Source organism: Blautia sp. MSK20_18, assembly GCF_020553125.1.
Lineage (GTDB): Bacteria > Bacillota > Clostridia > Lachnospirales > Lachnospiraceae > Blautia_A > Blautia_A fusiformis.
Map to the genome: position 1 here is coordinate 1 of NZ_JAJCGR010000067.1, position 6758 is coordinate 6758.

6 protein-coding genes and 2 pseudogenes are annotated in these 6758 nt (G+C 48.5%); all 8 read left to right on the forward strand.

Annotation, left to right across the window (positions count from 1 at the left end):
- Positions 1-53: 53 nt before the first annotated feature.
- Positions 54-1103, forward strand: a pseudogene (locus LI091_RS17970) (VirD4-like conjugal transfer protein, CD1115 family); the annotation flags it as partial.
- Positions 1104-1348: 245 nt separating this feature from the next.
- Positions 1349-1564 (forward strand): Maff2 family mobile element protein, encoded by a 216-nt coding sequence (locus LI091_RS17975; RefSeq protein ID WP_005361081.1) that lies wholly within the window; start codon positions 1349-1351, stop codon positions 1562-1564.
- Between the two features lie 10 nt (positions 1565-1574).
- Entirely contained in the window at positions 1575-2438 is an 864-nt protein-coding gene (locus LI091_RS17980) for a VirB6/TrbL-like conjugal transfer protein, CD1112 family (protein WP_015542956.1), read from the forward strand.
- A gap of 38 nt (positions 2439-2476) precedes the next feature.
- Positions 2477-2929: a SpoVG family protein gene (locus LI091_RS17985; RefSeq protein WP_015542955.1), complete on the forward strand. Its 453-nt coding sequence runs from the start codon at positions 2477-2479 to the stop codon at positions 2927-2929.
- Positions 2929-3486, forward strand: coding sequence for an MT-A70 family methyltransferase (locus LI091_RS17990; protein WP_029731790.1), 558 nt, complete (start codon positions 2929-2931; stop codon positions 3484-3486). The genes LI091_RS17985 and LI091_RS17990 overlap by 1 nt, the downstream gene beginning before the upstream one ends.
- A gap of 2 nt (positions 3487-3488) precedes the next feature.
- Positions 3489-4229, forward strand: a complete 741-nt coding sequence (locus LI091_RS17995) for a hypothetical protein (RefSeq protein WP_243272642.1) — start codon at positions 3489-3491, stop codon at positions 4227-4229.
- Between the two features lie 36 nt (positions 4230-4265).
- Entirely contained in the window at positions 4266-4700 is a 435-nt protein-coding gene (locus LI091_RS18000) for a PrgI family protein (protein WP_015542953.1), read from the forward strand.
- A pseudogene (locus LI091_RS18005) lies at positions 4639-6702 on the forward strand (VirB4-like conjugal transfer ATPase, CD1110 family); the annotation flags it as partial. The gene LI091_RS18000 and the pseudogene LI091_RS18005, both read left to right, overlap by 62 nt.
- Positions 6703-6758 lie beyond the last annotated feature (56 nt).

The following is a 6758-nucleotide window of genomic DNA, read 5'->3' on the forward strand; positions in this document are numbered from 1 at the left end:
GTGAAGTGGGGGAAAAGGTGGAGATAATATCAAAACCTTACCTATCACTATAGGCAGAAACCCTGCTCTATACGGCACTGATCGGATATATCTATTATGAGGCTCCGGCAAACGAACAGAATTTTGCCACACTGGTAGAAATGCTGAACGCAATGGAAGTCCGTGAGGATGATGAGTCGTTCAAAAATGCCGTTGACCTTCTCTTTGACGCGCTGGAACAGAAAGACCCGGATCATTTTGCCCTGCGTCAATATAAGAAATATAAGCTCGCTGCCGGAAAAACAGCGAAGTCGATCCTTATTTCCTGTGCTTCCAGACTGGCTCCTTTTGACATTAAAGAAGTCAGGGAAATTACCATGTATGACGAACTGGATCTGGATATGCTGGGAGATGAACGGACTGCTCTTTTCCTTATTATGAGTGATACGGACGGAACCTTTGCATTTTTGATCAGTCTGATCTATTCCATTTTGTTTAACCGCTTGTGCGAGCGGGCGGATGATGTGTATGGGGGCAGGCTTCCCATCCATGTGCGCTGCCTGATCGACGAGGCGGCAAATATCGGGCAGATCCCGAATCTGGAGCGTCTTATGGCGACCATCCGAAGCCGTGAGATCTCTGCCTGCCTGGTGCTGCAGGCGCAAAGCCAGCTCAAAGCCCTGTATAAAGACAACATGGACACCATCATCGGTAACTGTGACGCCTCTCTTTTCTTAGGAGGCAAAGAAGAAACCACCTTAAAAAGCTGGAACTCCCTATTGGGGAAAGAGACCATCGACCTGTATAATACCAGTGTCACAAAGGGCAATCAGGAATCCCACGGACAAAATTTTCAAAAGTTGGGAAAGGATCTGATGTCGGTGGATGAACTGGCGGTCATGGACGGGGGTAAATGTCTGCTACAGATCAGGGGTGTGCGGCCGTTCCTCTCCCGGAAATATGATATAACCAAACACCCAAATTACAAACTGCTTTCCGATTTTAATGAGAAGAACGCTTTTAATATCGAAAAGTTTCTTTCTACCCGGATGCCGATGCGTCCCGGTGAACGATACCGCAATTATGAAGTCACAGCCGAAGATCTGGCTTCCCAGACTTTATAGAGTTGTTCCTGCCTGTCAAAGCATGATGCCCCGGCAGGCTTTGTTTTTGTCATGATGAAAGGAGGATTTTTTGAGGATTCGTGATTCTCCCTGAAAAGTAAATAACCGCAGGATTCTTCCTGCCCCATGCCGCCGTGCTGTTTGAAACAGATTTTTTTCTAAAAACAGTGCGGCGGCTTTTTTTGTTTCCGGCCTGATACGGCCATATCACAAATTAAAATTTCTGAAATTAAAGGAGGAACATTATGGCATTTTTTGCAAGCGCGATTGATACTTTGAAGATCCTTGTGATCGCCCTGGGCGCAGGTCTGGGCGCATGGGGTGTTGTAAACCTTCTCGAAGGTTACGGAAATGATAACCCAGGTGCAAAATCCCAGGGGATCAAGCAGCTTATGGCAGGCGGAGGTATCGCTCTGGTTGGTGCAACGCTGATTCCGCTGCTTTCCGGCCTGTTCGGTTAAGGGCTGATTTATGGGCAGTCTGTTTGAACGGATAACAGACTGGATTAAAGAGGGCTTGATCGATGCGATCACCGGACAGTACACCAGCATTTTCAACTCCGTCAACAATCAGGTTGCGGATGTGGCAAATCAAGTAGGACAGACCCCGCAGGGCTGGAATGGCGGCGTATTTTCCATGATCCAAAATCTTTCGGAAACCGTCGTCATTCCCATTGCGGGCATGATCCTGACCTTTGTTCTGGTGTATGAACTGATCCAGATGATTCTCGAAAAGAACAACATGCACGAATTCGATACATTCAACATCTTCAAGTGGATTTTCAAGACTTTTGTTGCCACTTACCTGCTCACCAACTGTTTTACGATTGTGATGGCGGTCTTTGATGTGGCCCAAAATGTGGTGTCGCAAAGTGCCGGTGTCATAAACGGGAACCTGGATGTGCAGGCGGCGTTGTCTGATCTGGAAACCCAGCTTGAAGCAATGGGAATGTGGGAACTGATTGGACTGTGGCTGGAAACCAACATCATCAATCTGTGTATGTGGGTACTGTCCATCGTGATCTTTGTCATTGTATATGGCCGTATGATCGAGATTTATTTAACCGTGAGCCTTGCACCGATCCCGTTTTCCACAATGGCAAACCGGGAATGGGGACAAATGGGAACCGGGTATCTGCGTTCCCTTTTTGCCCTGGGTTTTCAGGGTTTTTTGATTCTGATCTGTGTTGCCATTTATGCAGTGCTGGTCCAGTCTATCCCATCGTCCGGCGACGTGCACGGCGCGATCTGGGGAACGGCGGGTTATACGGTACTGCTGGCCTTTGCCCTGTTTAAGACAGGTTCGTTATCCAAATCCATATTTAATGCAAGATAGCATGAACAAAACCAATTCTAAAAAGGAGGATTTTATATATGAGTAAAACCAATACAGAAAAAATGGCGCCGGAGACACAGACGCCGGAAATGACAAACGGCATGAAGCTGGATGTCCGCGTGCGTCCGATCGCCCCAATGGGAAACCTGCTGGCGTTTGCCAATGTTACGATTGGCGGATGCTTTAAGATTGACGGCTTCCGTATCTGTTCCAGTGAAAAGGGGCTGTATGTCAATATGCCCGCAACCCAGGATAAGGGAGGCAACTGGAAAGATGTCTGCTGGCCGGTTACGGCAGAGTTCCGCAAACAGCTTAATGACGCTCTGATCGATGGGTATGGGCAGGCTATTGAAAATTTGCAAGCAACTCTTGAAGCAACAAAGGGAGCTGCGGAAAAACCTTCCCTGACCGGTGCATTGAAGGAAAATGCCGGTAAGGTCAAAGAACAGCCGGCCAAACCTGCCCCATCTAAGAATGAGCAGGCTCGCTAATGCCGGAAACGAAACAGTACGGCATTATCTATGCCGATCCGCCCTGGCGCTATGATAGGAAACATGGAAGCGGCGTTGCGGAAAACCATTACCCCACGATGAGCATTGAAGAAATCTGTGCCCTGCCGGTATCGGAACTTGCCGCAAAAGACAGCGCTCTCTTTCTGTGGGCGACCTTCCCACAGCTCAATGAAGCCTTCCGGGTGATCGACGCCTGGGGGTTCAAATATAAAACGCTGGCTTTTCTATGGCTCAAACAGAACCGGAAAGCGGATAGCTGGTTTTATGGCATGGGCTTTTGGACCCGATCCAATGCGGAGGTCTGCCTGCTGGCAACCAGAGGCCGACCGAAACGCCAGTGTGCGGGAATCCATCAGTTTGTGATCTCCCATATTGAGCAGCACAGCAAGAAACCGGACGAGGTGCGGGATAAGATCGTAAAACTCATGGGCGATCAGCCCAGAGTGGAACTGTTTGCAAGACAAAAGACACCCGGCTGGGATGTATGGGGCAATGAAGTGAACTGTACGCTGACTATGCCGGAGCGAAAGGGGTGATTTTGATAGAACAAGATGCAAAGCCGCTGCTTATGGAACGGTTGGACGAGTGTTTGAAGGTTCATGCGGATATGCTGGATGCACAGAACATCGGCAGTATTTACGAGTTACAGGGACTTTCGGAACTCCACTATTATCTGAAGGTTGAGCATGTATTTACTCCGGCGGAAGTAGAGGCGCTTCTTTCTTTTCAGGACCCGTTGGATGTAGCCCGATGGTGTTGGGAAGAAAATAACCATGAACACAGTTTCCCGATCTGCGATCTTCTCAAAGAAATTGATGCAGAGCAAAAATTTGAACATTTCACAAGCGAAGCTTCCGCACAGGACAAATATACACTCCTGATGAAACGGCTGGGACAGAATTACTTTGCTTACCGGGAAAGCCTTATGTCAAGAGATAAGGAATCCTTAATTGAAAAAGCTGCTGAAATTACAGCCATGCAGGAGGCGTATTCCTATCTGACAACAAAGTTTGAGTTCGGGGATGAAATGTTGGATGATGTGCTGGCGCTTGAGAATCCTTTGAAATACTTTGCAGACCGTTGGCTTTTACCGGTTTCGGATGTGTTCGACGTGGATATGGATATTCGGGAAAATATTGCCGGAATCCGAGATAGCCAGGAATACCTGTGTCAGAGAGGACCGGCTGTTTCTGTCCTGGCACGGCTGCAAAATGCGGCTCAGGAAGTGCGGGAATGTCCGGCTTCGGAGAAACCGGTACGCGAATTCGGTGCACGGTAATGGGCCGGAAACTATATTACGATGGGAGGTGTATAGATGCCTTATGTACCTGTACCAAAGGATTTAACCAAAGTTAAAACCAAGCTGGCCTTCAATCTGACGAAGCGCCAGCTTATTTGTTTCAGTCTTGCCGGGCTTGTCGGCCTTCCGGTGTATTTCTTTACCCGCGGGGCGATCGGCAATTCGGCGGCTGTACTTTTGATGATCGGGCTGATGATGCCCTTTTTCTTCTTCGCCATGTATGAGCGTGACGGACAGCCGGCAGAAAAGATCTTGAAGAACCGGCTCCGTTATAAGCTCTGGCCGAAGAACCGTCCATACAGGACGGATAACCTGTATAAATCTATGTCAAAGAAGGAGGTTACAAAGATTGCCAAAAAACAAGCAGCAGGAAGCTCAGGAAAAGCGTCTGCAAAAAAATATCAGGCAGGCCAAAAAGACCAGAGCCGTTGCAAAGCAGGGCAAAACTAAGTCTGCCCGTTCCAAGCCGTCTAAAAAAGGCGGCTTTTTTGCCGGGCTGAAAGCAGATGCCCCGCAGACGGTCCAGCAGAGCATTCCCTACCGTGAAATGTACCGGGATGGGATCTGCCGGTTGACCGATACCCTTTACACCAAAACGGTACAGTTTTTTGATATTAACTATCAGCTTGCACAGGCAGATGATAAAGCACAGATCTTCGAGGGTTACTGCGATTTCTTAAATTACTTCGATGCTTCGATCCATGTGCAGCTTACCTTTATCAACCAGCGGGCCAATATGCAGGATTTTACCAGAAGCATTGAAATCCCTCCCCGCGGCGACGAGTATGACGGAATCCGCAAGGAATACGGGGATATGTTAAAGAACCAGTTGCAGAAAGGAAATAACGGTCTCACCAAACGCAAATACATTACCTTTGGGATCGAGGCAGATGACCTGCGTACTGCGAAAATGCGTCTGGAACGCATTGAAACGGATGTGCTGGCAAATTTCAAAACCCTTGGAGTCCAGTCAAGATCCTTAAACGGACTGGAACGTCTGGAACTTCTTCACGGCCAGCTTCACCCGGACGGTCAGGAAAAGTTTCATTTCCAGTGGTCGGATCTGCCTAAGACCGGTCTTTCTACCAAAGACTTCATTTCCCCATCCGGGCTGTCTTTTTCAAAGGATGGAAAGACATTCCGGGTAGGCGACCATTCCGGTGCCGTCTCCTTTTTGCAGATTTTGGCGCCGGAGCTTACTGACCGGCTTTTAGCGGATCTTCTTGACTTAAACGACGCCGTGACTGTCAACTTGCATATTCAGTCTATCGACCAGGCACAGGCAATCCGAAACATCAAGCGTAAAATGTCGGACCTGCAGAAAATGACCATTGAGGAACAAAAGAAAGCGGTCCGATCCGGGTATGATATGGACATCATTCCCACCGACCTTGCCACCTATGGAGAGGAAGCAAAAAATCTTTTGCAGGATTTACAGAGCCGCAATGAGCGCATGTTCCTTGTGACGGTACTGGTGGAAAATATCGCTGCCAAACGCCAAAAGCTGTTCAATGATATTTTTGCCGCTTCGGGTGTGGCACAGAAATACAACTGTGCCTTAAAACGGCTGGATTACCAGCAGGAACAGGGGCTTATGTCCTCGCTTGCTCTTGGTACGAACCAGATTGAAATTGAGCGCGGGCTTACGACCAGCAGCACAGCGATCTTTGTACCGTTTACCACCTGTGAATTGTTCCAGGAGGGCGAGGCGTTGTATTACGGCCTGAACGCCCTTTCCAATAACTTGATCATGGCGAACAGAAAAACGCTGAAAAACCCCAATGGGCTGTTTCTCGGTACCCCAGGAAGCGGTAAATCTTTCTCTGCCAAGCGTGAGATCGTCAATGTGTTCCTTCTGACGGAGGACGACATCATTATCGCTGACCCGGAAAATGAGTATGGGCCGCTGGTGCAGCAGTTCGGTTCCCAGGGGCAGGTCATTGATATTTCCCCTACTTCCACAAACTACATTAACCCTATGGACATCAATCTGGACTATTCCGATGATGAAAACCCGATCACTTTGAAAAGTGATTTTATTCTGTCGCTGTGTGACCTTATCATCGGCGGCAAAGAAGGGCTTTCCCCTATTGAAAGGACGATCATCGACCGTTGTACCAGACTGGTGTACCGGGAATACCTGCAGGACCCATGCCCGGAAAATATGCCGATCTTAGGCGATCTTTACGAGCTGCTTTTGAAACAGTCTGAACCGGAGGCACAGAATATCGCAACTGCGCTGGAAATCTATGTCAATGGTTCCCTTAACGTGTTCAACCACCGTTCCAATATCCAAATGGATCAACACCGGGTACTGTGTTTCCAGCTTAAATCACTGGGAAAAGCCTTAAAGGAAATCGGGCTTTTGATCATGCAGGATGCGGTGTGGAACCGTGTTACGGCCAACCGTTCCAAACATAAAACAACCTGGTTCTATATCGACGAATTCCACCGGACGAGACGTTCCGCTTGTTGAATAGACAGCGGGGTCAGTAGCCGTCCGTAAAA

Coding starts and splice junctions, on each gene's coding strand:
- LI091_RS17975 (WP_005361081.1), top strand. CDS start 1,349: ATGGCATTTTTTGCAAGCGCGATTGATACTTTGAAGATCCTTGTGATC.
- LI091_RS17980 (WP_015542956.1), top strand. CDS start 1,575: ATGGGCAGTCTGTTTGAACGGATAACAGACTGGATTAAAGAGGGCTTG.
- LI091_RS17985 (WP_015542955.1), top strand. CDS start 2,477: ATGAGTAAAACCAATACAGAAAAAATGGCGCCGGAGACACAGACGCCG.
- LI091_RS17990 (WP_029731790.1), top strand. CDS start 2,929: ATGCCGGAAACGAAACAGTACGGCATTATCTATGCCGATCCGCCCTGG.
- LI091_RS18000 (WP_015542953.1), top strand. CDS start 4,266: ATGCCTTATGTACCTGTACCAAAGGATTTAACCAAAGTTAAAACCAAG.